Here is a 22,041-nt window from a genome sequence, read left to right on the forward strand (position 1 = left end):
CCGTTTGCCGCTCCTTCGCGGGTGCGCCCGCGAAGGGCTGCAAGCAGCCCCGCTAGTGGCTTCAATGGGTCTGCCAGATACCATTGCTGCGCTCGCAGTCCGTCCGCGCCTGGCCCAGGCTCGGCGTGTCGTAGTAGTAGGTCACCACCCGGGCATCCTTGGGCAAGGTCGGGCGGGTGGAAGGCTGGTCATTCCCCGCGGCCTTGGGGTTGGCCAAGGCTTCCTGGGTCAGCGGGGCAATGCAGCTGCCCACGCTGCCGTCGGCGCAGCGCGCCACTTTGCGCTTCTCCGTACTGAGCATGTCCTTGTTCTGGTTGCTGCAGGACCAGTTGATCGCTTCAGGCGGCATATTGCCGTAGGTGTAGCAGGTGTGCTGCTCCACTGGCCGCACCGCTTCGCTGGATGAGCGGGTCATTACATCGCAGGCTTCGGCGAGCACCTTGCCACTGACCAGACTCATGAGCATCAGTGTCACCAAGGCAATTCGCATGATCACCTCCCGGCCTTGGGCCGTTGTCGATATTCAAGCCGTTTTTTCGCGCCGGCGCATGGCCTTGGCGCGTTTTTCCAGTATCAGGTAGGTCATCACCGCCAACACCAGCGGGATCAGGTAATACAGCGTACGGTACGCCAGCAGGGCCGCCACCAGGCTGCCTTGGCCGAACTGGCCGTGCAGCAAGCCGAGGAAAACCGTCTCCAGCACACCCAGCCCGGCCGGGATGTGCGCCACCACGCCCGCCACGCAACTGATCAGCAGTACGCCAAGCACCGCCGGGTAGAACGCCTGTTCAGGCAATAGCCAGTCGATCAGCAACGCCATCACCGCCCAGTTGCTGGCTCCAAGCGCCACCTGGCATGACGCCAGGCGCAGGGAAGGCAAGGTCAGTTCATGGTCGCGCCATTGCCAGGTACGCTTTTTGGCCATGCCACACGCCAGCAGGTAGGCAACGGTGATGGCCAGCAACAGGAAGCCAATCAGTTGCAGCCCGCCTGTGCCGACCGGCCAATTGGACGGCAGCTCCACCAGGCGCAAGGCGAACACACCGCCGGCAAGCAGCATGTAGCCCATCCAGTTGGTCAGCAGGCCGAGGGTGAGAATGCGCGTGATGGTTGGCGTGTCCAGCCCGAGGCGACTGTAAAGCCGGTAGCGCAAAGCCACGCCGCCGACCCAGGTGGTGAAATTGAGGTTGAAGGCATAACACACGAAGGCCACCGGTAGCACCTGCCGCGCGGGCAGGTTATGGCCGGTATAGGTGCGGGCCAGCAGGTCGTAGCTGGCAAAGATCAGGAAGCTGCACAGCGCCATTGCCAGCCCGATTGCCAGGCTGCCAGGCTTGTAGGCGAGCAAGGACTGCCGCACTTCGTTCCAGTCCAGGTTGCGTGCCAAGGTGAACAGCAGCACCGGGATGAGAACCAGGAACAGAAGGGTGAACAGGCGCTTTGCCCAGGTTTGCCAACGCTTTCGCTCCATCAGGTGTTGCCCTCGTGCAGGTTGCCTTGCGTCTCTACCTCCGGCTGCAACGATTTCAGGCGCTTGCGGTGGGCAGGCAACCAGCCGGCGATGCGCGGGAACTGGCGGATCACGTGGAAGCACAGGAATATCAGCGGTGCCCGCCACCAATAGCCGCGAACCATGCGCTCGAGTGTCACCGGCTTGCATTGCTGGTTGGCCAGCGAACTCAGGTGCTGGTGCAGTTGCTGGTTGAAGCGGCGGTCGCGAATGAACAGGTTGGCTTCGAGGTTGAAGGCCAGGCTCAACGGGTCGAGGTTGCTCGAGCCGACTGTCGACCATTCATCGTCCACCAGGGCAACCTTGCCGTGCAGGGGCCTTTCGCAGTACTCGTGAATGCGCACACCGTCGCGCAGCAAGTAGTTGTACAGCAGCCGGGAAAGCGCCCTGACCCAGCGCATGTCCGGCTGGCCCTGCAGGATCAGGATAACCTCGACACCGCGCCGGGCGGCATTGCGCAGCTCGCGCAATAGCCGATAACCGGGGAAGAAGTACGCGTTGGCCACCATTACGCGTTTACGGGCATTGCGCAAGGCTTCCAGGTAATACGCTTCGATGGCGGTGCTGCGCTGGCCGTTGTCACGCTCGACGAGTACGGCAGTGATGTCGCCAGTCGGCGCGGTGACCGGGCGTACCTCGCTGGGCGGTTCGAGCACAGGCGACATCAGGCGACGGCTGACGGCATGCACCTGCGCCACCACCGGGCCGGTGACTTCCACGGCATAGTCCTGCTTGGCCATGGGCCCGAAATCGCCCAGATGATCTGCGCTATAGTTGATACCGCCGATAAACGCCCGTTCGCCGTCGATGACCACGATCTTGCGGTGCAGGCGCCGGAACAGGTTGGTGCGCATGCCCACCAGGCGTGGCTGCGGGTCGAACAGGTGAAAGCTCACCCCGGCATCGGTCATCGCCGCAATGAAGCTGGCTGGCAGGTCTGCGGTACCGTATCCGTCGGCTACCACCTCCACCCGCACGCCGCGGCGTGCCGCATCGATCAGTACCCGTTGCAGCTGTTGGCCGACCTTGTCATCGAAGATGATGAAGGTTTCCAGCAGGACCTCCTCGCGCGCCTGGCCGATGGCCTCGAATACGCGGGGGTAAAACGCCTCGCCATTGATCAACAGCTCTACGCTGTTGCCATCCACCCAGGGTCGTTTCACAGCGTGATCTCCGCAGCCAGAGGGGCGTGATCGGACAGGTGCGACCACGGATAGTTGGACAATACTTGCGCCTTGCCGGGCATGGCGTTGCGCAGGTAGATGCGGTCCAGCCGCAACAGCGGCATGCGCGCAGGGAAACTGCGGGCGGGGGTACCGAACCGCTCGCCAAAGGCCTCGACCAGGCGCTGCGAAAGCACCGCATCGGCCTTGAGCCGCCAGTCATTGAAATCACCGGCAATGATCACCGGCGCGTAGGCCGGCAAGCGGTCCAGCAACTCGAGCAGCAGCTTCACCTGGCTTTGTCGATGGGCCTCGCGCAGGCCAAGGTGCACGCATACGGCATGCACCTGCTCATGGCCGGGCACCTCCAGTTGACAGTGCAACAGGCCGCGTTGTTCGTTGCCGTGGACAGAAACGTCCAGGTTGTCGAACCGGGTGATGGGAAACTTCGAGAGCAGGGCATTGCCATGGTCGCCGTGGGGATACACGGCGTTGCGCCCGTAGGCGAACTGCGGCCACATGCTGTCGGCCAGGAATTCGTACTGTGGCGTGTCCGGCCATTGCGGGTGGCGCACGGCATGCTGCTGGTGGCTGCCATGCACTTCCTGCAGGAATACCAGGTCGGCGCCGGTGGCGCGGACGGCCTCGCGCAGTTCCGGCAGGATGAAGCGCCGGTTGAAGAAGGTGAAACCCTTGTGCACGTTGAGGGTGAGCACGTTCAGCCGGTGCACGGCAGTGATCTTGTCGATGATGCAACGGGGCGTGGGCAAGGTCTTGTTCACAGGTCCACCTCGGGTTCCACACCGGGTTCGGTCATCAAGTGGTGATCCAGGTGCAGTTTTTCCAGCAGGCGCCGGGCGTCGTAGGGGGCATGGACTTTCTGGTCATTGTCGAAGTAGCAATAGACGTCACGTGTCGCGGCACCAGGTGGCGGCCCTGGCACGATCAGCTCGGCGTCGTCGGCCTGGTGGCCTTCGCTCCAGAGCAGGATGCGCTCTTTCCAGCGTCGCAGTGCCCGCGAGGTATAGCCGCTGCTGTACAACTCTACGTCGCCATGCAGGCGCATGTAGACGAAGTCGGCCGTCACGTCTTCCACATAGGGCCATTTACCGGCGCTGTCGGCGACGACCAAGGCCACCTGATGTTTGCGCAGGAGCTTGACGAAGGCTTCACACAAGAAGCTCTCATGGCGTATTTCCACCGCATGGCGCAGGCGCTGATTGCCTTCGATGGCAGTGCCGCCGTTGCCCTGCAGGCGCTCGGCGCACCCCTCGGCACAGCGCCGCGCCGCGGCGCGGTCACGCGGAAGAAGCTGCAGGAACGCCTGGAACAGCGCCTCATCGAATTTCATGCTAGGCGGAAACTGCCACAGGAACGGCCCCAGCTTGTCCCCGAGCAGCAAGGGCCCGGAAGCGAAGAAGTTGGCCATTGGCTGTTCGATGTTCTTCAGGCGCCGTATATGGGTGATGTAGCGGGGCGCCTTGACCGCGAAAACGAAATCATCCGGGGTGGCCCGGGCCCAGCTGCGATAGCGCTCTGGTGTCTGCAGGCTATAGAACGACCCGTTGATTTCGATGGTATTGACCGCCCGTGAAGCAAACGCCAGCTCGTCGTCCTGGGGTAAGCCCTTGGGGTAGAAATCCTTTCGCCAGGGGCCGTAGCGCCATCCTGAAATGCCAATGCGCACTTCGCTCACGCTGCCTCCTTATTGCTCGTTGCACCGGTTCATCAATTGCGACCGGCGCAGTTGCACGAGGGTTCAAGCAGGATCGATCGGCGGTGTATCCAGCGCCGGGATTGAACTTTGCCGCCCCTTGCGATTCCACCCTTTAGCAGCCTGAAGGTGGCGCACGCTGCCACAGCTGTGGTTACGGTGAGGAGCGATGCCATGAAATTCGACCGTTTCGCGCAATGGCTGGCGAACTGGACCGGCCGCCCGCTGAGTTTCGCCATTGCCCTGTTGCTGATAATGGCCTGGGCCCTGACCGGGCCGCTGTTCGACTACAACGACACCTGGCAGCTGGTCATCAACACGTCGACCACCATCATCACGTTCCTGATGGTGTTCCTCATCCAGAACACGCAAAACCGCGACAACGATGAGCTGCACATCAAGATTGACGAACTGCTGCGCACGACCAGACGCGCGCACAAGGCGCTGCTCGACCTGGAAGACATGGATCCCGCCGAACTGCACGCACTGCGCAAGCAATACCAACGCATGGGCGAGCGCGAAGAGGGCCGCGACCAGCGACACGACCCGCCCGCAGACTGACGGCCTGCCCATTTCACTGGAATGAATACCGTTAACTCCTGGAGGCAAGCATGCCCAGACACATCATTCACTTTACCGGCCCGATCAACTCCTCCACCTGCGGCAACCTCATCAGCACGTGTGCGAAAGCCCTGCAACAGGGCGCCGAGCTGTTGCAGCTGAACATCGCCACCATGGGCGGTGAATGCAGCTATGGCTTCACCTTGTACAATTTCCTGCGCGGGCTGCCGATCCCGCTGCACACGCACAACCTGGGAACCGTGGAGTCGATGGGCAACATCTTGTTCCTGGCGGGCGAACACCGCACTGCCTGCGCCCATAGCAAGTTCCTGTTCCACCCGTTCCACTGGACACTGCACGGTTCGGTGGACCATTCGCGCATGGCCGAATACGCCATGAGCCTGGATTACGACCTGCGTCTTTATGCGCAGATTGTCGCCGAGCGTACCGAGGGCAGCAGCGAGGTGCTGGACGTGCCGCGCTACCTGATGGCGTACCCACGAATTCTGGGCCCGCAGGAGGCGCTGGAGAGCGGCATGATTCACGCCATCGATGAATTGCCGATCGGGGCGGATGCCTGCCAGTGGAGCGTGCACGCCTGAGCACGCCCAGGCCGGTGCCAGGTGCTAGCGAATGGAAGCGGCGGTCGCCTGGTCACATGCCAGCAACGAGCGGATCAGCAGTCTGATCTCATCCTTGAGCACCGGCACCCGGTCAATATGGGCGAAGCAACAGTCGGCGATTTCGCGTTGGGCGGTGGGGTGCGGCGCGTCGGCGAATTCGGCTTCGAATACGTAATGCACGCGTTCTGGGGTTTCATGGCGCATCAAAAGGGTCAAGCTCTGCGCCTGCAAGCCGGTTTCTTCCAGCAGCTCGCGCTCGGCAGCCTGTAGCGGCGTTTCCCCCGGTTCGACCTTGCCGCCCGGCAGGGTCCACGCTGCCTTGGGTTTCCTGACCCAGAGCCATTTATGGGCGTGCTTGGCGTGGCGGCAAATAACGGTTGCGCGAGCTTTCAGCGGTTTCATGCACACTCCTGGGTGACGCTATTCCTATAGGGAATTAGTCACCCGAAGCGCAATGAACGTTGTGTTTACCCTGGCAAAAAAGGATGGATGGTCAGTAGGGTTCGGACCCATGCAAGGTTTCGATCGCCTCGACCAACTCGTCGTAACCGACCGGTTTGCTCAAGTGCCGGTCGAACCCCGACTGGCGTGATTTGTGCTGGTCGGCGCTGGCGCCATAGCCCGTCAACGCGATCGCCGGGGTGGTCTGCAGGTGGCTGAGACCGCGCAGGGCCTTGATCAAGGCGTGGCCATCCATGACCGGCATGCCGATGTCCGAGAGGATGATGTCGTAGGTGCTGGCCGCGGCCGCTTCCAGCGCCTGACGCGGGTCAGTGAAGGCGCTGACCTGGGCGCACTCCATTTCCAGCAACTGCTGCATCACTTCCAGCACGTCCGGCGAGTCATCCACCAACAATACGTGGATGCCACTCAGGCGGCCGTCGGTTGCGGCATCCGCTGGCGCCGCGGCTGGCCGCCGACCCGCTTCCAATAGCGGCAGGCTGACGGTGAACGTACAGCCCTGGCCGATGCCCGCCGAATCCGCGTGGACACTGCCTCCGTGTGCTTCGACCAGTTGGCGGACCAGGGACAGGCCGATGCCCAGGCCTTCACGCGAGTGGTTGCCCATTTGCGGCGTGGCCTGGCTGAACAGGTCGAAAATATGCTCCAGGCTGTCCGCCGGCAGGCCAACCCCCTGGTCAATGACACGCACCCACACCTGTGCTTCATCATGGCTCAGCACCAGGCGGATAAACCCGCCCGCCGGGCTGAACTTGAGCGCATTGTTGAGCAGGTTCCAGACCACCTGTTCCAGCCGTGTGCTGTCACCGTCGATGAACAAGGGCAAACCATCAGCCGGCAGCTCCAACGCCACATGGCAGGCAGGTTGCTCGCTCTGCACCAACGCATGGATGCCCTGCAGAATGGCGCAGATATCCACCGGCGCGGTCTTCAGCTTCAGCTTGCCGGTACGAATGCGTGCGACATCGAGCAAGTCATCGATGATTCGCGCCTGGCTGCTGACGGCCTCGCGAATGGCCTTCACTGCCTTGCTCGCCGCTGCAGTCTGGGCGACCGTCGGCAAACGCCGGAGGATTTCCGCGTTGAGCTGGATCAGGTTGAGCGGATGCTTGAGTTCATGCGACATGATGGCGAAGAACTCGTCCTTCATGTGGCTGTTGCTCTGCGACTCGGCCAACTGCTTGCTCTGCTCGTCGTGCAGGCGCTTGTGCCCCGTGAGGTCGCGGGCGATCTTGACGAACCCGCGCAGGGTACTGCCCTTGAGCTGGGATATCTCGCCGCTGGAGTAGAACCGGCTGCCATCCTTGCGCACGTGCCAGCGCTCGTCCTGGGCACGTTCGTTGACCCGGGCTGCATGCAGCTCCTGTTCGGGAACGCCGTGGGCACGGTCCTCTTCGGTGAAGATCAGGCGGTAATGCTGGCCCAGCACGTCAGCCTTGCCGTAGCCGAACATCAGGCTGGCGCCGGTGTTCCAGTCGGTGACCAGGCCCTGTTCGTCGAGCAGGATGATGGCGAAGTCATGGGTACTCTCGGCCACCACGCGCATGCGCTCCTCACCCAGGCGCACGCGCTCCTCGGCCGCCCGGCTCTTACTGATGTCGATGAAGGTCAGCACCGTGCCATCGATGTCCTGCTCGCTCGAACGGTACGGCAGCAACCGCGCCAGGTACCAGCGTTGGTCATGGCCGCCGACCTCGCGTTCGATGATGTGTTCGCCCTGGGCCACGGTGCGGGCATCATTGGCCAGCGCGGGGTAGTCGAGCCGATGGGTGATGTCGAGCAGCGAGCGGCCGGTGTCGACCGGCAGCATGTTGAACAGGTCGGTGGCGCGCGGGGTGAACCAGCGGATATGCAGGTTGCGGTCGACGAAGACCGTGGCGATATCGGTGCTGGCGATCAGGTTGCTGAGATAGTCGTTGACCTTGTCGGTTTCCTCGACCTTGTTCTTCAGCTCGAAGTTGACCGTCAGCAGTTCCTCGTTGATCGACTGCAGCTCTTCCTTGCTGGTGCCCAGCTCTTCGCTGGCGGAGCGCAGTTCCTCGTTGATCGCCTGCATTTCTTCATTGGAGGCGGTCAGTTCCTGGCTGGAGATTTCCCATTGTTCGATGGTTTCCTGCAACTGCAGGCGGGTGCGCTGCAGCTCGCGCTCGAGGTTGTGCAACACCATGCTGTCGGTCTGGCGGATCGACTCGGCGTTGGGCAACGACGGGCCAGCGGCGTGCGCTTCGAATACCACCAGCAGGTACTCGCCAGCGCTCACTTCGTCCTTGTGCGGCTGCACGGTGATTTCCACCTGCACCCGCTCGGAACCTTCGTCCAGCTCCACCGGCCGGGAGGTTATTGCTTCAGGCCCCTGGCGAGCCTGGAACAAGGTGCTGCGCAGGGCCAGGCGCAAGCTTGGCAGCACCAGGTTCAACAGGTTGCGGCTGAGTTCGCCGCCCGCCAGTTGCATGAAGCGCCCGACACCCTCGCTCAGGTGCAGGATGGTACCTTCGCCGTCGATGATGAGGCTGGGCGGTGTCCGACGGGCCAACGCCCGGTGGTGCACCTCGGCGTAGGCGGGTTTACGCCCGGGTTTGTCCTGCCTGCCGGCAGCCTGGGGCAGACGGTTGATGTCCGGCCCCGGCAACTGGCGGCCTGAGCGGCGACCCAACGCACTCACGTCGCGGGCACGGTAGATACGGTTGCGCTTGTCGACCACGGCGAACAGTTCACCTGCCAGGTCGGCGGACTCTGCCGAGCCCAGGAACAGATATCCCCCCGGCCGCAAGGCGTAATGGAACATCTGCAGGATGTCCTCCTGGATCTCGCGGTCGAGATAGATCAGCAGGTTACGGCAGACGATCAGGCCGATTTGCGAGAACGGCGGATCGGACAACAGGTTGTGCCGGGCGAACAGGACCTTCTCGCGAATTTCCTTGCGTACCCGGTAGTGCTGGTCTTCCTTGACGAAGAACTGGCGCAGTCGCGAAGGCGGAACGTCGGTGACGATCGCCTCCGGATAGGAACCGGCGCGGGCGACACCGATCGCCCGCTCATCCAGGTCGGTGGCAAATACCTGGACCTGGCTGTCGCGCTGCTCCATGGCCAGTTGCTCGCAGGCGAGCATGGCCAGGCTGTAGGCCTCTTCGCCGGTGGAGCATCCAGCAGACCAGATGCGTATTTCGCTCGCGCCCTCGGCGGGCTCGGGCTGGCTGACCAGCTGCGGCAGCACATGGCGTTCCAGCGCCTCGAAGGCCTCGCGGTCGCGGAAGAAGTTGGTGACACCGATCAGCATGTCGGCCAACAGCGCAGTCGCCTCTTCGCGATGCTGTTCCAAAAAGCGCAGGTAAGCGCCAAGGTCGGCTTGCCCGGTCACGTGCAGGCGGCGCTCGATACGCCGGAGCACGGTGGCACGCTTGTAATGCTGGAAGTCATGCCCGGTGACACTGCGCAGTTGCAGGAGAATCTCCTCGAGCAACGGCTCGGACGCCTGCGCGTCGCCTGCCCGGGTGCCCAGCGCCGGCGGCAGGGTATCGTCATCGATCCGCGGCAGCTTCACCCGAGAAGCGTTCTGCCATAGCTCCAGCAGTTTCTGTGGAATTTCCGCAACCGGCAGGATGATATCGACCATACCCGTGTCGATGGCCGCCCGCGGCATGCTGTCGTACTGCGCGTCATCGGGCGCCTGTACCAGCGTGACGCCGCCTTGTTCCTTGATGCGTGACAGCCCGACCGCGCCATCGGCTCCGCTACCGGACAGTACCACGCAGAAAGCATGGTCTTTGTGCACGTCAGCCAGGTCACGAAAGAACAGGTCGATGGCCACATGGTCACCGCGCCGCCGATTGGCCGGCGTTACCCGCAGGTAACCGTCGTTGGTCGACAAGCGGTTGGCGGGCGATATCACGTAAACATGGTTGCGCTCGATCGGCACCGGCTCGGTCACCTGGCGCACCGGCATAGTGGTGGTTTCCTGGAGGATGCGATCGGCCACGCTCTGGTGGTCGGGCGACAGGTGCAGGACGATGACGAATGCCATGCCCGAATCGGCCGGCATTTGCCGGAACAACGTGCACAAGGCCTCGAGGCCACCTGCCGAGGCGCCTATGCCGACCACGGGAAAGTCCAGGTGGCTGGGGCTCAGGTTGGGATTTTGCGGCGAGGCGGGCTGGTTAGCAGTCGACTTCATGGCGGTGCCTTGTACAGACCTGACAGAAGGCCCATCGACGCATCGCCGGGCTTGTGAGATGCCATTATAGGCAGGCTGGCGCGGCAATCGCGAGGGGGTGGACAGAGGGTTAAAAGGCAGTGCGCCAATTTGCGACCTACCGGTCATTTGGCGCCACTCGTCCGCAAACCCGCAACTGGAATGACCGCACAGCGCCGCCTGGGTTCGGAGTAAAGGCACGGTATACGGACCGTGACTACCATTCCAACCGCAAGGAGAAACGACATGGCTCGCGATCAAGATCAAACCAGCCAACGTGGCGGCACCAAGGAAACCAACCCGGGCAACTTCGCCAACGACCGCGAAAAAGCGTCCCGCGCCGGGCAGAAAGGTGGCCAGGCCTCCGGCGGCAATTTCGCCAATGACCGCGAACGCGCCTCGGAAGCAGGCCGCAAAGGTGGGCAGAACAGCCACGGCGGCGGTCGCAACCAGTAGCGCGGCGGCTGGCAACAGCAGCGATGGCCCGGCGCAGGTTGCGCCGGGCCATCTTTCATACGAAGCGTTTCACAATCTTTTTGAATCTTCGCGGCGCGCTCGACTCAACACGAAGTCATCCATGGAAAAGAGGAGGGCCACGCGATGCCTAATCCGCAGTTGTACATCATCGACTACCGGTTACACGGCAAGCAGCGCAGCTTCATCATCCGCCTGGAACGGATGGACAATGCCGAAGCCTGGCATTGGGCCAGCTGCGACGCCGGTATCGGCATCATTCCCAAGTTCGGCCGCGAAAAGATCCGCAAGGTAAGCAAACCCATGGCCGAGCGCTATGGGGTGACGGATGTGAGCTGGCGGGCCTCCGGCAGCAAGCCTGGCCAGCCGCTGCAAGACCCTGTCACTACCGCCTGAGACCGGCTCGCCGATACACCGGCCGTTCAAGCCCCGGATTCGGGATCGCTGGCGGGTACCCCAGGCCGATTCTGCTCGTCATCCGTCAGATTGGGGTCGGTATCGGGATCGTCCACTTTGTCACTGCGCTCGTCCGGCGCCAGTTCCGGCCAGTCATCCTGCACATTCCCGCCGCCCAGCCACTGCTTGTCGTTCATGCCCTTCTCCATTGCAGTAAAAAAGGCCCGCCAGGCCGGCGGGCCAACACAGGAGTGAGAGGCGAAGCCATTGACCACCCCTCATGCCATCAGAACCCGATGACGCGGGGGACGATCGTTCGCATCGAGGCAGATGCCGACCAGTGGCAGCGATCATGCTGCCGGCTGTTTCAACACCAGGGTCAGAATGTCGTAGCTCGCCACCAGCTCACCCAGCTGGTTGGTCACCTCCACGTCCCATGCCACCACGCCTTGCGGTTGCCCCAGCGGGCTGGTCTTGCCCTGGTCGATCTTGCGCTTGCAGGTCAGGCGTGCCTGGATGGTATCGCCGATGCCTACCGGGTTGATGAAGCGCAGGGTATCCAGGCCGTAGTTGGCCAATACCGGCCCCGCACCCGGGGACACGAACAGCCCGGCGGCCGCCGACAACACGAAGTAACCATGGGCGATGCGCTTGCCGAACTGCGACTGCCTGGCGGCGATTTCGTCGAAATGCATGTAGAAGTGGTCGCCCGACAGGCAGCCGAAGTTGACCAGGTCGGCTTCGGTCACGGTACGGCGGTGGGTGAGCAGCGATTCGCCGATGCGCAGCTGCTCGAAGTAACGGCGGAACGGGTGTACTTCGCTTTCGATCACTGCGCCACCGCGCACGTACTCGCCGGTAACTGCCGTGAGCATGCTCGGCGAACCCTGCACCGCCGCGCGCTGCAGGTAGTGCTTGACTGCGCGCAGGCCGCCCAGCTCTTCACCGCCACCGGCACGCCCCGGGCCACCGTGTTTGAGTTGCGGCAGTGGCGAGCCGTGGCCGGTGGACTCCTTGGCCGCTTCGCGGTCGAGCACCAGCAGGCGGCCATGCCAGGCAGCAGCGACCGGGATGGCCTTGGCGGCGACGCCACGGTCAGCGGTGACCAGGGTGGCCACCAGGCTGCCTTTGCCACGGGCGGCCAGCACCAGGGCTTCGTCGAGGTCGTCATAGGCCATCAGCGTACTGACCGGGCCGAACGCTTCGATATCGTGGGCCCCACCCTCGGCATGCGGGTCGCGCGCCTGCAGCAGGGTCGGGGCGAAGAACGCACCTTCGGCCACGCCTTCGCCACGCGGCGCAAAACCGTCACTGGCGCCGAACAGCTGGTCGCAACTCTGCAACAGGCTGCGCACGCGCTCGGCGACATCGTGCTGCTGGTCATGAGAGGCCAGGGCGCCCATGCGCACGCCTTCCAGCGAAGGATCGCCGACCACCACCTTGGCGAGCCGCTCGCGCAGGCGCGAGGCAACGGCATCAAGGTGTCTGGCCGGTACGATGGCGCGGCGGATGGCGGTGCACTTCTGCCCGGCCTTGGTGGTCATTTCCCGCACCACTTCCTTGATGTACAGCTCGAATTCCTCGCTGTCCGGGGTCACGTCCGGGCCGAGAATGGCGCAGTTCAGCGAGTCGGCTTCAGCGGTGAACGGCACCGAATTGCCCACCAGGTTCGGCGTGACACGCAGCTTGGCGGCGGTGTCGGCAGAGCCGGTGAAGGTCACCACATCCTGGCCTTGCAGGCGGTCGAGCAGGTCGCCGGTACTGCCGACCACCAGTTGCAGGCTGCCCTCCGGCAACAGGCCGGAGGCGTGCATCAGGCGCACCACGGCCTCGGTCAGGTAGCTGGTCGAGGTCGCTGGCTTGACGATGCAGGGCATGCCGGCCAGGAACGTTGGCGCGAACTTCTCCAGCATGCCCCAGATGGGGAAGTTGAAGGCATTGATATGCACCGCCACGCCGGCGCGCGGCACCAGGATGTGGCTGCCGGCAAAGTGACCTTGCTTGCCCAGCGGGATGGCCGGGCCTTCGTGGACCAGGTTGCCCGAGGGCAACTCGCGGCTGCCGAAGCCGGCATAGGAGAACAGCGTGGCATTGCCACCTTCGATGTCGATCCAGCTGTCGGCACGGGTGGCGCCGCTGTGGTGGGACAGGGCGTAGAGCTGCTCCTTGCGCTCGGCCAGGTACAGGGCCAGGGCTTTCAGGCGCGCGGCGCGTTGCTGGAAGTCCATGGCCATCAGGCTGGCGATGCCGCGGGCCCGGGCGAAATCCACGGCCTCGGCGAAGTCCGGGCGTTCCTCGGGGCTATAGGCAAGCACGTGGCCGTCGAGGGCGCTGCGCAAGGCCTGGGCGCCGTGCTGGCCGAGCCAGCGGCCGGCGATGAAGCTTTGCAGGGTAGGGGCGGCAGACATGCTGTTCTCCATGCTGTACAGAGGTAAGGGGAGCTGTTACCACAGCGCCAGGGTGTAGCCGATGATCAGGCGGTTTTCGTCCACGGCGTTGGTCAGGCCATTGCCGGAGCGGAAGGTGACGTTGCGCCAGCGCAGGCTGACGTCCTTGAACGGGCCGCTCTGGATGACGTAGGTGATGTCGGTGTCACGCTCGCGCTCACGGCCGTTGCTGAGCGTGGCGGTTTCGGCGTGGCGGCCGTCGGTGTAGCGGGTCATGAAGCTCAGGCCGGGAATGCCCATGGCGACGAAGTCGTAGTCGTAGCGCAGCTGCCAGGAGTCCAGCCCGGCGCGGGTGAAGGTGTTGTAGGTAACCAGGTTGACGGTGAACGGATCGCCGCCGTTGACGAACGGGAATGCGCTGTCGCCGGACATCTGTTGCCACGTGGCGGTGAACTTGTGGGCCCGCACGCCGAGGGTGAACATGGCGTTGAAGTTGCGGTTATCGATGGTGCCGGCACGTTCGGCGCCGTCTTCGCGGCTATCGAAATAGCGCAGGTCGGTGCGCAGGCTCAGGCCCTCGCCCAGCGGCCGGGTATCGACCAGGCCTACGAACTGCTGGCGGTAGATGCCCTCGAGCTTGGCGTAGTAGTAGCTGACGCTGGTTCCAGCGGTAATGGCATAGCTGCCGCCGCCGAAGTCCAGGTGGTCGCTGCTGGCGGCGCCGTAGCCGATGTCATCGCGGCCCGAGGAGTCACGCAGGTTGGCCTGGGTCAGGCGGCCGGCATTGAGGGTCAGGCCGGCGAGGTCCTGGCTGTTCAACAGCCCGCCCTGGAAGGTGGAGGCCAGCAGGCGGGTATCGTTGTACACCACCACCGGCAGGATCGGTTGCAGGGTGCCTACACGCAGGGTGCTCTTGGCCAGCCGCAGCTTGCCGGTCAGGCCCAGTTCACTGTAGTTGTCGACCGGTTCATGGCTGTTCGGGCCAAAGGGCAGCAGGCCAGTGTTGCGGCGGTCGCGGCTGGAGTCGAGCTTGATCCCCAGCTGCCCCATGGCGTCGAGGCCAACGCCAAGCGGGCCCTCGGTGAAACCCGACTCCAGCTTGGCGGTGAAGCCCTGGCCCCATTCCTCGGCCTTGGCCTGCGCTGCGTTGCTCTGGCGGAAGTCGCGGTTGAGGTAGTGGTTGCGCAGCTCCAGGCGGGCGTGGCTGTCACCGACGAAGTCCGCCAGCGCCGGCAACGGCAGGGTGAGGCTCGCCAGCCAGGCGGCCGACAGCAAGTGTGTGCGGTTCATTGTTGTTCTAGCCGACATGGTTGTTCTTCCTTGGAGTCAGTGCTTGCTGGCGCCAGCAGCGCCGATTCCGGTCATGGAGCGGATGAACTGCGCCAGGTAGCGGCCACGTTCCTGGCTGGCCCGTTCGGAGCTGTCGGTGACCGAGAACACCCAGGCGCCGAGGAACGCCAGGCTCATGGAGAACAACGCCGGGTTGCTGTATGGGAACAGCGCGCGTTCGTGATGCAGCACGTTGACCCACACCGCCGGCCCCAGGACGACCAGCAGCACCGCCGAGAGCAGCCCGGCCATGCTGCCGCACACCGCGCCACGGGTGGTCAGGCCTTTCCAGAACATCGAGAGCAGCAGTACCGGGAAGTTGACCGAGGCGGCCACCGCCAGTACCAGCCCGGAGAGGAAGGCGATGTTCTGCGACTCGAACAGCAGGCCGAGGATCACCGCCAGCAGACCGATCAGCAGGGTGGCCAGGCGCGACACGCGCATTTCCTCCTGTTCGCTGGCCTGGCCCTGGCGTATTACGCAGGCATACAGGTCGTGAGATACGGCCGAAGCTCCCGACAACGCCAGGCCGGCAACCACGGCGAGGATGGTGGCGAAGGCCACGGCGGAGATGAAACCGAGGAACAGGTTGCCACCCACCGCCTGGGCCAGGTGCACGGCGACCATGTTGCCACCGCCGATGATCGCGCCAGTGGCATCGCGATAGGACGGCTCGGTGCCGACCATGACGATGGCGCCAAAGCCGATGACGATCAGCAGCAGGTAGAAATAGCCGATGAAGCCGGTGGCATAGAACACGCTCTTGCGCGCTTCCTTGGCGTCGCTGACGGTAAAGAAGCGCATCAGGATATGCGGCAGGCCGGCCGTGCCGAACATCATGCCCAGCCCCAGCGAAATGGCATCCACCGGGTTGGACAACAAACCGCCTGGGGCCATGATCGCCTGGCCCTTGGCATGCACGGCCACGGCACTGGCGAACATCGCCTCGGTGCTGAAGCCGAAGTGCCTGAGCACCATGAACGCCATGAAGCTGGTGCCGGACAACAGCATCACTGCCTTGATGATCTGCACCCAGGTGGTGGCGAGCATGCCGCCAAAGGTGACGTAGGCGACCATCAGCACGCCGACCAGCATCACCGCATACAGGTAGCTGATGCCGAACAGCAGCTCGATCAGCTTGCCGGCGCCGACCATCTGCGCGACCAGGTACATCAGCGCCACCACCAGGGTGCCGAATGCCGAGGTGAGGCGCACCGGGGTTTGCGCCAGGCGGTAGCTGACCACGTCGGCGAAGGTGTACTTGCCCAGGTTGCGCAAGCGCTCGGCGATCAGGAACAGGATGATCGGCCAGCCGGCGAGCACGCCCAGCGCATACAGCAGGCCGTCGTAGCCGTTCAGGAACATCATCGCCGAAATACCCAGGAACGAGGCGGCGCTGATCATGTCGCCGGCGATCGCCAGGCCGTTCTGCATGCCGCTGAGGCCCCCGCCGGCGGTATAGAAGTCACTGGCCGAGCGGGTGCGCAGGGCAGCCCAGCGGGTGACCAGCAAGGTGAAGCAGACGAACACCATGAACATCGAGATGGCTGTCCAGTTCATTGTGCGCACTCCTGCTTGACCTTGTCGTTGAGCGGGTCGAGCGCGTTGTTGGCACGATGCACATAGATGCCGGTGAGGGCGAAGGACAGCAGTACCATCAGCACGCCCACCAGCATGCCGACGGTAGTCACGCCACCGCTGAGAGACTGGCCAAGGGTGCTGGGGGAAAACGCCACCAGCAGGACGAAGCCGTAGTAGGTCACCAGCATGGCCAGGGTCAGGCCGCCGTTCAGGCGGCGTTTGCGCCGGACCAGGTGCTGGAAGTCGGGGTGGTTGACGATGCTTTCGATGCGTTCGGGGGTCATGGGTTGCGATCTCTGGGTGTTGTAATTGTTTTTGATGAGGTCACGCGGGTGTTGCCTGTCGCTGCTGTTTGGGCGGTTTCAGAGCTGGTCGAAGTCGAGTACCACCTTGTCGCTCACCGGGTAGGTCTGGCACGACAGCACGTACCCGGCCGCCACTTCGTAATCCTCCAGGGCATGGTTGCTGTCCATTTCCACCTCGCCTTCGATGACCCGGCACTTGCAGGTGGAGCACACCCCGGCCTTGCACGAATACGGCAGTTCGGCGCCGACGGCATTGCCAGCGTCCAGCACGTTGCGGGTATTGCGTGGCAGGTCGAAGGTGAGGGCGCGGCCATCGCTGATGACAGTGATGTGGCTGAGCGCCGAGTCCACCTGGCGCGCCGCCTCGCGGGCTTCGCGTCGGGCTTCGCTGCCGGCGGCGGCAAACAGTTCGAAGTGGATGCGGTCCTTGGCCATGCCATTGGCCTTGAGGCTGTCGCGCACGGTCTCGGTCATTGCCTGCGGGCCACAGATGAACGCCGCATCCAGGCTGGCAACATCCAGCCAGCGCGAGAACAGCTGGCCGCACTTGTCGGCATCGATGCGACCGTTGTACAAGTCGACATCCTGTTGTTCGCGGCTGAACACGAAAATCAGGTTCAGGCGGTCGAGGTAACGGTTCTTCAGGTCTTCGAGCCTGTCACGGAACAGTGCGCCGGAGCTGGAGCGGTTGCCGTACAGCAGGGTGAAGCGGCTGTGCGGTTCGCTGGCCAGGGTGGTGGCGATGATCGACAGGACCGGGGTAATGCCGCTGCCGGCGGCGACCCCCAGGTAATTGCCCTGGCGGGCCGGGTCCAGCGGCACGAAGAAGCTGCCCGACGGCGGCATCACTTCCAGCTGCTGGCCGGCCTTGAGTACGTCATTGGCAAACGCCGAGAAGCGCCCGCCAGGCACGCGCTTGACCGCCACGCGCAGCTCGCCGTCCTGCACGGCGCTGCAGATGGAATAGGAACGGCGGACTTCTTCGTTGTCCAGCTGGGTGCGCATGACCAGGTACTGGCCCTGGGTGAAGCGGAACGTCTCGCGCAGGTGCTCGGGCACGTCGAAGGCAATCGATACCGCATCGCGGGTCTCGTTGCGTACTTGCTTGATGGTCAGGTTGTGAAACGGGCTCATGGCGTTCTCCACGGCTCAAATGCATTTGAAATAGTCGAACGGCTCCAGGCACTCGCGGCAGCGGTACAGCGACTTGCAAGCGGTGGAGCCGAACTGGCTGAGCAATGCGGTATGGGCGCTGCCGCATTGTGGGCAGCACACCTGGGGCACCTCGCCGAGCAGGCTGCGCTTGCTGCCACTGCCTTGCGGCGGGGCGATGCCATAGGCACGCAGGCGTTCGCGGCCCAGTTCGCTGATCCAGTCGGTGGTCCATGCCGGCGTCAGCCGGCGCTCCAGCGCAGGGGCCGGGAAACCCGCCTGCTCCAGCGCCTGGCGGATATCCGCCTCGATCACCTCGGTGGCCGGGCAGCCGGAGTAGGTCGGCGTGACCACCAGGTGCAGATGGCCAGCACGCCAGTCCAGGCCACGGACGATGCCCAGGTCGACCACGCTGACCACGGGCACTTCCGGGTCCATGACCTGGGCCAGCACCGCCCAGGCACGTGCCAGGTCGTCCGCGCGTGGAGCGCGGGCGCCACGGTCGCCGGCAATCAGCTCACCAGGTTGCATCGGGGTAGGCCCTTGGCAGGAACTGCATCTCGGCCAGCAGCAGGCCAAGATGCTCGGTGTGAAGACCTTTGCGCCCATCCAGGTAGAACTGGCTGGCGGCTTTGGGCAGCGGCAGTTCGACCGAAGCGAAGACTTCGCCAACCTGCTGCAGCCAGCCTGCGCCGACGCTGGCCGGGTCGGCGGCGATACCTGCCTGGGCCAGTTTTACCTCGTTGGCACTGCCAGTGCTGAGTTCAACGGTGAAGCGCCACAGTGCCGGGATGGCTGCAAGCATGCGCTGGCGGCTTTCTTCGGTGCCGCCGCCAAGGCGCTGTACCCATTCGCTGGAACGGCGCAGGTGGTAGGTGACTTCTTTCAGGGCCTTGGCAGCGATCCCGGCAATTCGCTCGTCGCGAGAGCCGGCCAGGCCCTGGAGCACAGCGAAATGCCAAGCGTCATAAAGGAACTGCTTGGTCATGGTCACGGCGAAGTCGCCATTGGGTTGCTCGACCAGCAGCAGGTTGCGGTAGGCCCGCTCGTCGCGACGGAAGGCCAGGGCATCGGCGTCGCGGCCATCATCCAGCAGCTCGGCGGCATATTCCAGCCAGTTACGCGCCTGGCCGACCAGGTCGAGGCCCACGTTCATCAGGGCCAGTTCTTCTTCGAGGGCCGGGGCCCGGCCACACCATTGGCAAAGGCGCTGGCCCTGCACCAGGGCACTGTCGCCGAGCAGCAGCAGGTATGGGATCAGATCGTGCTTGTGCATGGCCAACCTCACATGTGCCCGACTTCGTCGGGCAGTTCGTAAAAGCTGGCGTGGCGATAGACCTTGTCGTCCGCCGGGGCGAACAGCGGGTCTTTGTCGTCAGGGGAGGAGGCGGTGATCAGGGCCGAGGGTACCACCCACAGGCTTACGCCCTCGCTGCGGCGGGTATACAGCTCGCGGGCGTTCTCGATGGCCATGGCCGCATCGGCAGCGTGCACGCTGCCGACATGCTTGTGGTTAAGGCCGTGCTTGCTGCGCACGAACACTTCATAGAGGGTCCAGACAGACATTTTCGATCTCCGCATCAATCGCCGCTCAGGCGGCGTTCCTGTTCTGTTGCTTGCGCGCGTAGGCCACCGCAGCCTCGCGTACCCAGGCGCCGTCCTCGATGGCCTTGCGCCGGGTGGCGACACGTTCCTGGTTGCACGGGCCATTGCCCTTGATCACTTCGTAGAACTCGTCCCACTGGATTTCGCCAAAATCATAGTGGCCGCGCTCGGCATTCCACTTCAGTTCCGGATCAGGGGCGGTACAGCCAAGCAGCTCCAGCTGCGGCACGGTCTGGTCGATGAAGCGCTGACGCAGTTCATCGTTGGTCTGACGCTTGATTTTCCAGGCCATGGACTGGGCGCTGTTGGGGGAATGTTCGTCGCTGGGGCCGAACATCATCAGCGCCGGCCACCACAGGCGGTTGATGGCGTCCTGGACCATGTCGCGCTGCGCCTGGGTGCCGTGGCGCATCATGGTCAGGAGCATTTCGTAGCCCTGGCGCTGGTGGAAGCTCTCTTCCTTGCAGATACGGATCATGGCGCGCGAGTAAGGGCCGTAGGAGGTGCGCTGCAGTACCACCTGGTTGACGATGGCGGCGCCATCCACCAGCCAGCCCACCGCGCCCATGTCGGCCCAGCTGAGGGTGGGGTAGTTGAAGATGCTCGAATACTTGGCCTTGCCGTCGTGCAGCTTGGCGATCTCTTCGTCACGGTCGGCGCCCAGGGTTTCCATGGCGCTGTACAGGTACAGGCCATGGCCGGCTTCGTCCTGGATCTTGGCCATCAGCTGCAGCTTGCGCTTCAGGCTGGGGGCACGGGTGACCCAGTTGCCTTCTGGGAGCATACCGACGATTTCCGAATGGGCGTGCTGCGAGATCTGCCGGATCAGGGTCTGGCGGTAGGCCTCGGGCATCCAGTTCTTGGCCTCTATCTTGATTTCGGCGTCGATCTTTTCCTGGAAGTTGCGCTCCTCGGGCGACATCTCTTCCAGCGACTTGACGCGCTTGACTCCGGTTTCCACTAGCTGTGCGTACATGTGCTGCGACTCCTGCTAAGGCATGAGTCATTTGTAAGCGATACAAAACACAACGTCAAACAATTTCATTTGTATCGAATAATATTTGTATATCACATTGATGCCCATTCGCGGGTAAACCCGCGAAGAGGCCAGTCGGAAAAACGCAAAAAAAGCCCCGGACGATGCCGGGGCCAGACAGGCAGCCGAATGAATCAGCTGGCCAACCGTTTGTCGAACACGTGACAAGCCTTGCCTTCGGAGCGCTTGAGCGTGCCACCGGGCTGCAGGCAGACGTGAGTGCTGATTCCGATATAGGTCTTGATCTGCCGGGTCAGCTCAGCCACCAGCAGCTTGCGCTGGCCTTCATCAAGGTGCTGGCAGTCCGAACGCAACTCCACATGCACCTCCACACTGTCCAGGTTTCCTTTTCGATACAAATGTATCTCGTAAAGCTCGGAAAGCTGTTTTATTTTAAGCACTTGTTCCTCGACCTGGGTCGGAAACACGTTGACCCCGCGAATGATCAGCATGTCGTCGCTGCGACCGGTGATCTTGCCGATCCGCCGCATCGGCCGGGCGGTGCCGGGCAGCAACCGGGTCAGGTCGCGGGTGCGGTAGCGCACCATGGGCAACGCTTCCTTGCTCAGCGAGGTGAACACCAGCTCACCCAGCTGGCCGTCCGGTAATACCTGACCGGTGATCGGGTCGATGATCTCGGGGTAGAAATGGTCTTCCCAGATGGTCGGGCCGTCCTTGGTTTCGAGGCATTCCATCGCCACCCCAGGGCCCATGATTTCCGACAGGCCATAAATGTCGAGGGCATCGATGCCCAGGCGCTGCTCGATGGAGCGGCGCAGCTCGTCGGTCCAGGGTTCGGCCCCAAAAATACCCAGCCGCAGCCGGAGCGTGTGCGGGTCAATACCCTGGCGCTCGATCTCGTCGGCCAGGTTGAGCATGTAGGACGGGGTAACCATGATGATGTCGGGCTGGAAGTCGCGGATCAGCTGCACCTGCTTCTCGGTCTGGCCGCCGGACATGGGGATCACCGTGCAACCCAGGCGTTCGGCGCCATAATGCGCGCCCAGCCCGCCAGTAAACAGGCCATAGCCGTAGGAAACATGCACCTTGTCCCCCTTGCGCCCACCGGCGGCGCGGATCGAGCGGGCCACCACGTTGGCCCAGGTGTCGATGTCGTTCTGGGTGTAGCCGACCACCGTCGGCTTGCCAGTCGTGCCGCTGGAGGCGTGCAGGCGCACCACCTCCTGCTGGGGCACGGCGAACATGCCGTAGGGGTAGTTGTCGCGCAGGTCGTTCTTGCCGGTGAACGGGAACTTCGCCAGGTCTTCGAGGCACTTGAGGTCGTCGGGGTGGGCGCCGCACTCGGCAAAGCGCTGGCGGTACAGCGGTACGTTGTCGTAGGCGTGCTTCAGGCTCCAGCGCAGGCGCTCCAGCTGGTGCTGGCGCAGGGCATCCACGCTGGCGGTTTCCATCGGGTCCAGCAGGGCACGATCGGCATCATGGTACATGTTCATGGCTTCACTCGAATTGTTCTTGTACGCCGCACAGCGGTTGCAGGCTGCGCGGTGAGTGTCATGAGCGCAGCATATACGGCTGCGTTCGGTTCGGTAACGG

At 63.6% G+C, this 22,041-nt stretch carries 21 protein-coding genes and 1 pseudogene; 4 read left to right on the forward strand and 18 right to left on the reverse strand.

Going from position 1 to position 22,041, the window contains the following annotated elements:
- Nucleotides 1–61 precede the first annotated feature (61 nt).
- Genes ACVWZT_RS21540 through ACVWZT_RS21560 form a run of 5 tightly spaced genes read right to left on the reverse strand, consistent with a single transcriptional unit; the run spans nucleotide 62 to nucleotide 4,369 of the window.
- Complete coding sequence (locus ACVWZT_RS21540) at nucleotides 62–490, reverse strand: hypothetical protein (RefSeq protein WP_457471271.1); 429 nt, start codon at nucleotides 488–490, stop codon at nucleotides 62–64.
- A gap of 33 nt (nucleotides 491–523) precedes the next feature.
- Nucleotides 524–1,471, reverse strand: a complete 948-nt coding sequence (locus ACVWZT_RS21545) for a lysylphosphatidylglycerol synthase domain-containing protein (protein WP_457471273.1) — start codon at nucleotides 1,469–1,471, stop codon at nucleotides 524–526.
- On the reverse strand, nucleotides 1,471–2,673 hold the full coding sequence (gene clsB, locus ACVWZT_RS21550) for a cardiolipin synthase ClsB (protein ID WP_457471275.1): 1,203 nt from the start codon (nucleotides 2,671–2,673) through the stop codon (nucleotides 1,471–1,473). Before clsB ends, ACVWZT_RS21545 begins: the two co-directional genes overlap by 1 nt.
- On the reverse strand, nucleotides 2,670–3,455 hold the full coding sequence (locus ACVWZT_RS21555) for an endonuclease/exonuclease/phosphatase family protein (RefSeq protein ID WP_457471276.1): 786 nt from the start codon (nucleotides 3,453–3,455) through the stop codon (nucleotides 2,670–2,672). Before ACVWZT_RS21555 ends, clsB begins: the two co-directional genes overlap by 4 nt.
- The gene (locus ACVWZT_RS21560; RefSeq protein WP_457471278.1) at nucleotides 3,452–4,369 is read right to left on the reverse strand and encodes a DUF72 domain-containing protein; all 918 of its coding nucleotides are present in this window, start codon (nucleotides 4,367–4,369) and stop codon (nucleotides 3,452–3,454) included. Before ACVWZT_RS21560 ends, ACVWZT_RS21555 begins: the two co-directional genes overlap by 4 nt.
- A gap of 192 nt (nucleotides 4,370–4,561) precedes the next feature.
- Here ACVWZT_RS21560 and ACVWZT_RS21565 point away from each other — a divergent pair, with 192 nt between their 5' ends.
- On the forward strand, nucleotides 4,562–4,948 hold the full coding sequence (locus ACVWZT_RS21565) for a low affinity iron permease family protein (RefSeq protein WP_296233423.1): 387 nt from the start codon (nucleotides 4,562–4,564) through the stop codon (nucleotides 4,946–4,948).
- Between the two features lie 50 nt (nucleotides 4,949–4,998).
- Entirely contained in the window at nucleotides 4,999–5,550 is a 552-nt protein-coding gene (locus ACVWZT_RS21570; RefSeq protein WP_296233421.1) for an ATP-dependent Clp protease proteolytic subunit, read from the forward strand.
- Nucleotides 5,551–5,574: 24 nt separating this feature from the next.
- On the opposite strand, the gene ACVWZT_RS21575 is transcribed toward ACVWZT_RS21570, so the two are convergent.
- Together ACVWZT_RS21575 and ACVWZT_RS21580 are read right to left on the reverse strand one after the other, a co-directional pair.
- Nucleotides 5,575–5,973 (reverse strand): NUDIX hydrolase, encoded by a 399-nt coding sequence (locus ACVWZT_RS21575; RefSeq protein ID WP_296233417.1) that lies wholly within the window; start codon nucleotides 5,971–5,973, stop codon nucleotides 5,575–5,577.
- Between the two features lie 91 nt (nucleotides 5,974–6,064).
- Nucleotides 6,065–10,204, reverse strand: coding sequence for a CheR family methyltransferase (locus ACVWZT_RS21580; protein ID WP_457471280.1), 4,140 nt, complete (start codon nucleotides 10,202–10,204; stop codon nucleotides 6,065–6,067).
- Nucleotides 10,205–10,468: 264 nt separating this feature from the next.
- Here ACVWZT_RS21580 and ACVWZT_RS21585 point away from each other — a divergent pair, with 264 nt between their 5' ends.
- Both ACVWZT_RS21585 and ACVWZT_RS21590 read left to right on the forward strand, forming a co-directional pair.
- On the forward strand, nucleotides 10,469–10,678 hold the full coding sequence (locus tag ACVWZT_RS21585) for a con-10 family general stress protein (RefSeq protein ID WP_114170448.1): 210 nt from the start codon (nucleotides 10,469–10,471) through the stop codon (nucleotides 10,676–10,678).
- A gap of 144 nt (nucleotides 10,679–10,822) precedes the next feature.
- Nucleotides 10,823–11,092 (forward strand): DUF6555 family protein, encoded by a 270-nt coding sequence (locus ACVWZT_RS21590; protein ID WP_296233412.1) that lies wholly within the window; start codon nucleotides 10,823–10,825, stop codon nucleotides 11,090–11,092.
- A gap of 26 nt (nucleotides 11,093–11,118) precedes the next feature.
- On the opposite strand, the gene ACVWZT_RS21595 is transcribed toward ACVWZT_RS21590, so the two are convergent.
- The 11 genes and pseudogenes from ACVWZT_RS21595 to paaK all read right to left on the reverse strand — a co-directional run bounded on the left by ACVWZT_RS21595 (nucleotide 11,119) and on the right by paaK (nucleotide 21,941).
- Nucleotides 11,119–11,289, reverse strand: a complete 171-nt coding sequence (locus ACVWZT_RS21595; protein WP_296233410.1) for a hypothetical protein — start codon at nucleotides 11,287–11,289, stop codon at nucleotides 11,119–11,121.
- 153 nt (nucleotides 11,290–11,442) lie between these two features.
- Complete coding sequence (paaZ, locus tag ACVWZT_RS21600; RefSeq protein ID WP_457471283.1) at nucleotides 11,443–13,500, reverse strand: phenylacetic acid degradation bifunctional protein PaaZ; 2,058 nt, start codon at nucleotides 13,498–13,500, stop codon at nucleotides 11,443–11,445.
- Nucleotides 13,501–13,536: 36 nt separating this feature from the next.
- Entirely contained in the window at nucleotides 13,537–14,769 is a 1,233-nt protein-coding gene (locus ACVWZT_RS21605) for an OprD family porin (protein WP_457471285.1), read from the reverse strand.
- Between the two features lie 36 nt (nucleotides 14,770–14,805).
- A pseudogene (locus ACVWZT_RS21610) lies at nucleotides 14,806–16,374 on the reverse strand (cation acetate symporter); the annotation flags it as partial.
- On the reverse strand, nucleotides 16,365–16,673 hold the full coding sequence (locus tag ACVWZT_RS21615) for a DUF485 domain-containing protein (RefSeq protein ID WP_457471287.1): 309 nt from the start codon (nucleotides 16,671–16,673) through the stop codon (nucleotides 16,365–16,367). The gene ACVWZT_RS21615 and the pseudogene ACVWZT_RS21610, both read right to left, overlap by 10 nt.
- Before the next feature lie 78 nt (nucleotides 16,674–16,751).
- Nucleotides 16,752–17,828: a 1,2-phenylacetyl-CoA epoxidase subunit PaaE gene (paaE, locus tag ACVWZT_RS21620; protein WP_457471289.1), complete on the reverse strand. Its 1,077-nt coding sequence runs from the start codon at nucleotides 17,826–17,828 to the stop codon at nucleotides 16,752–16,754.
- Between the two features lie 15 nt (nucleotides 17,829–17,843).
- A complete protein-coding gene (paaD, locus tag ACVWZT_RS21625; protein WP_457471291.1) occupies nucleotides 17,844–18,377 on the reverse strand; it encodes a 1,2-phenylacetyl-CoA epoxidase subunit PaaD in 534 nt (177 codons plus the stop codon).
- Nucleotides 18,364–19,122 (reverse strand): 1,2-phenylacetyl-CoA epoxidase subunit PaaC, encoded by a 759-nt coding sequence (paaC, locus tag ACVWZT_RS21630; protein ID WP_457471292.1) that lies wholly within the window; start codon nucleotides 19,120–19,122, stop codon nucleotides 18,364–18,366. The genes paaD and paaC overlap by 14 nt, the downstream gene beginning before the upstream one ends.
- Before the next feature lie 8 nt (nucleotides 19,123–19,130).
- On the reverse strand, nucleotides 19,131–19,412 hold the full coding sequence (paaB, locus tag ACVWZT_RS21635) for a 1,2-phenylacetyl-CoA epoxidase subunit PaaB (RefSeq protein ID WP_170029893.1): 282 nt from the start codon (nucleotides 19,410–19,412) through the stop codon (nucleotides 19,131–19,133).
- Between the two features lie 25 nt (nucleotides 19,413–19,437).
- Nucleotides 19,438–20,427 carry a 1,2-phenylacetyl-CoA epoxidase subunit PaaA gene (paaA, locus tag ACVWZT_RS21640; RefSeq protein ID WP_296233400.1) on the reverse strand — a complete coding sequence of 330 codons (990 nt, stop codon included), beginning with the start codon at nucleotides 20,425–20,427 and terminating at the stop codon, nucleotides 19,438–19,440.
- A gap of 194 nt (nucleotides 20,428–20,621) precedes the next feature.
- Entirely contained in the window at nucleotides 20,622–21,941 is a 1,320-nt protein-coding gene (gene paaK / locus ACVWZT_RS21645; protein ID WP_457471294.1) for a phenylacetate--CoA ligase PaaK, read from the reverse strand.
- Nucleotides 21,942–22,041: the final 100 nt, after the last annotated feature.

Source organism: Pseudomonas sp. TE21394, assembly GCF_054057835.1.

Excerpts from the sequence above, each read along its gene's own strand:
- ACVWZT_RS21540 (WP_457471271.1), bottom strand. The coding sequence starts at position 490 with ATGCGAATTGCCTTGGTGACACTGATGCTCATGAGTCTGGTCAGTGGC.
- ACVWZT_RS21545 (WP_457471273.1), bottom strand. The coding sequence starts at position 1,471 with ATGGAGCGAAAGCGTTGGCAAACCTGGGCAAAGCGCCTGTTCACCCTT.
- paaZ (WP_457471283.1), bottom strand. The coding sequence starts at position 13,500 with ATGTCTGCCGCCCCTACCCTGCAAAGCTTCATCGCCGGCCGCTGGCTC.
- ACVWZT_RS21570 (WP_296233421.1), top strand. The coding sequence starts at position 4,999 with ATGCCCAGACACATCATTCACTTTACCGGCCCGATCAACTCCTCCACC.
- ACVWZT_RS21580 (WP_457471280.1), bottom strand. The coding sequence starts at position 10,204 with ATGAAGTCGACTGCTAACCAGCCCGCCTCGCCGCAAAATCCCAACCTG.
- ACVWZT_RS21575 (WP_296233417.1), bottom strand. The coding sequence starts at position 5,973 with ATGAAACCGCTGAAAGCTCGCGCAACCGTTATTTGCCGCCACGCCAAG.
- ACVWZT_RS21585 (WP_114170448.1), top strand. The coding sequence starts at position 10,469 with ATGGCTCGCGATCAAGATCAAACCAGCCAACGTGGCGGCACCAAGGAA.
- paaC (WP_457471292.1), bottom strand. The coding sequence starts at position 19,122 with ATGCACAAGCACGATCTGATCCCATACCTGCTGCTGCTCGGCGACAGT.
- ACVWZT_RS21595 (WP_296233410.1), bottom strand. The coding sequence starts at position 11,289 with ATGAACGACAAGCAGTGGCTGGGCGGCGGGAATGTGCAGGATGACTGG.
- paaK (WP_457471294.1), bottom strand. The coding sequence starts at position 21,941 with ATGAACATGTACCATGATGCCGATCGTGCCCTGCTGGACCCGATGGAA.
- ACVWZT_RS21590 (WP_296233412.1), top strand. The coding sequence starts at position 10,823 with ATGCCTAATCCGCAGTTGTACATCATCGACTACCGGTTACACGGCAAG.
- paaD (WP_457471291.1), bottom strand. The coding sequence starts at position 18,377 with ATGCAACCTGGTGAGCTGATTGCCGGCGACCGTGGCGCCCGCGCTCCA.
- paaE (WP_457471289.1), bottom strand. The coding sequence starts at position 17,828 with ATGAGCCCGTTTCACAACCTGACCATCAAGCAAGTACGCAACGAGACC.
- paaA (WP_296233400.1), bottom strand. The coding sequence starts at position 20,427 with ATGTACGCACAGCTAGTGGAAACCGGAGTCAAGCGCGTCAAGTCGCTG.
- ACVWZT_RS21615 (WP_457471287.1), bottom strand. The coding sequence starts at position 16,673 with ATGACCCCCGAACGCATCGAAAGCATCGTCAACCACCCCGACTTCCAG.
- paaB (WP_170029893.1), bottom strand. The coding sequence starts at position 19,412 with ATGTCTGTCTGGACCCTCTATGAAGTGTTCGTGCGCAGCAAGCACGGC.
- ACVWZT_RS21605 (WP_457471285.1), bottom strand. The coding sequence starts at position 14,769 with ATGAACCGCACACACTTGCTGTCGGCCGCCTGGCTGGCGAGCCTCACC.
- ACVWZT_RS21565 (WP_296233423.1), top strand. The coding sequence starts at position 4,562 with ATGAAATTCGACCGTTTCGCGCAATGGCTGGCGAACTGGACCGGCCGC.